This window comes from Richelia intracellularis HH01, assembly GCF_000350105.1.
Classification (GTDB): Bacteria; Cyanobacteriota; Cyanobacteriia; order Cyanobacteriales; family Nostocaceae; genus Richelia; species Richelia intracellularis.
The window spans coordinates 1-2,133 of sequence record NZ_CAIY01000061.1; the positions used below are offsets into that span (position 1 = coordinate 1).

General features: G+C 30.8%; 2 protein-coding genes. Both read right to left on the reverse strand.

Annotated elements, in window-relative coordinates:
* Positions 1–297 precede the first annotated feature (297 nt).
* The gene (locus RINTHH_RS07215; RefSeq protein WP_008234799.1) at positions 298–996 is read right to left on the reverse strand and encodes a M50 family metallopeptidase; all 699 of its coding nucleotides are present in this window, start codon (positions 994–996) and stop codon (positions 298–300) included.
* A gap of 723 nt (positions 997–1,719) precedes the next feature.
* Positions 1,720–2,133, reverse strand: a 414-nt coding sequence (locus tag RINTHH_RS07220; RefSeq protein ID WP_044304848.1) for an FHA domain-containing protein, incomplete at its 5' end; no start/stop codon positions are given.

The following is a 2,133-nucleotide window of genomic DNA, read 5'->3' on the forward strand; positions in this document are numbered from 1 at the left end:
ATTCTTCAAACTTTATAAATTTATTAAAGAGTATATCTCAAAAAAATCACTTAATATTTCAGGATACCAAATTTATTTATCTATCTTATTTTTGAATAAAAAATAGAATTTAATTATCTTTTTATATTTACAATATCTACTAGACTAATTTAGTAATTTCAATTTACTTACTGTTATAAATAGACAATTTTTAGGTCATAATTTTTTATGATTGCTTTACTAAATAATACCGGTTAATTTTAGTATTAATAATACAAATAATTCAATAATTTTATACAACTGTCATAGAATTTTATATTAACTATTATTATAAGCAGTACGGAGGCTCTGCAGTAGAATCAGAAAGGACACGATTGACATTAATCCACCCCAAAACCAGTAAGGTAAAAACAAGTACTTTTGGATTTGGGCAGTATCAGATAAACCCAGATTACCAGCGCTGCTGCTAAATAAATAGCTTAGTTGGTGGTAAGTACTAATACAAGCTTGTACCCCTAGAAATTGTGTAGTGAAAATTTGAAACTGTGGTGCAGCTTTAAGGGAAATAATCAGAGTAATTATGCCCAATAAACTAATGGTAATGATACCGAATGGTGATCGTATCCACATTAAGACTGAAAATAATAATAAACTACCTAAAATTCTTAAACAGATAGAAGCTGTATATAAATTTCGCGAAGCTAAAATAATAACTGCACCTGCGGCTGGTGGACCCATGGGTCCACCAGCCGCAACTAGAGCCTTACCAACAGAACCTAGGTAAAGTCTACCACTATAAAAAGCAACTCCAGAACCATTTCCATAGATTTGTAATTTCTGAAAATCCCCCCCCAAAATCATCGCTACTAAACCATGTCCCATTTCGTGAAACCACGTTGCTAGAATTGTAAAAGGATAAAGAATATAAGCTCCTGCTGGAACTTGCCATAAAAACACAGTAACAAGTGCTGCTGCAATCAACCAGAAAAATCCAAAATTTGTTCCCAATTTCCTCATAAAATATTTCTCCTACAAAAGTAATTAAAAGTATTGTGAGTAGAATCTAAATATTAAAGAATTTTCTTTAGGTATTTATCAGGTAAATATAAATATCTATATTTAAAATATAAGGGCAGATATCCAAAATAAATTGTAAAAGTATTAATTATAGAAATTCAGTTCATGATATTTATTTGAGTTAAAGTCCTTTGAGTATCAAAAATTGGGTAGTAGGACTTACATAACAAAACTTCTCATTTAATAAAAAATCATAAATTATAATTTATGATTTTTTAGCTTTTCAAATAGAAATTTTGGCTATAAGATTCTACAATCTGCCATTTATAAATACAAATTGTAGATAAATCAACATATTTTCTCTGAGATTAATTTTCCTCAATAAATTTGAGTTTAGTAAATAAGACTAACTAATCATAAAGCTATATTATCCTTGTAAAGCTCATATGATTTTATGGTTTTTATATTTTATGAAGTTCCATATAAAACCTAATATATAATTCCTCAATAATGGTTTATCTCTTATTAATTAAGCCAATTATTGGAATTTTCATCATTTTATGGATAAAGGAAAATCAATGATTATTAAATGCCTGGACTAATGACGAGTGACTAATTCATCTTCAATTTTTGACTTTTGAGGAGGTAATGATTGCAGGAAATTCAGGAGAATCAGTGCAATCATATGTTATTTGACTTCAAAATTTGTGTGACTATCCGAATTTAAGATAGTTGGAACAAGAATGTCACCAAGTCTCCTTTTCCTAGACTAATGCGATCACCTGGCCGCATCTTATGTCTATTTCCCGGCAATAGTGGCAAATTGTTTATATATGTACCATTAGAACTACCTACATCTTCAATATAGTGAAAATCTCCCTCAACTCTAATATCTGCATGAATTCGAGAGACAATTTCTGAATTGGAAAATCCAGAAATATCTATGTCCGGAGGTATTCTATCATTCGGCTTACCAATATGAATCACGGATAAATTCTGTGGCAACTCTATTTGTTGTTCACCTTGGATATGAGTAAGAAAAGCCTTACTTTGTTGTAGCTGAGTTCTTGCCACTGGCACAGGGGTAGGTGCAAGTTCAGGTTCTTCTGCCACTGGCACAGGGGTAGGTGCAAGTTC

What these genes read in the sequence shown, in the direction of transcription:
- RINTHH_RS07215 (WP_008234799.1), bottom strand. Translation starts at nt 996, where the DNA reads ATGAGGAAATTGGGAACAAATTTTGGATTTTTCTGGTTGATTGCAGCA.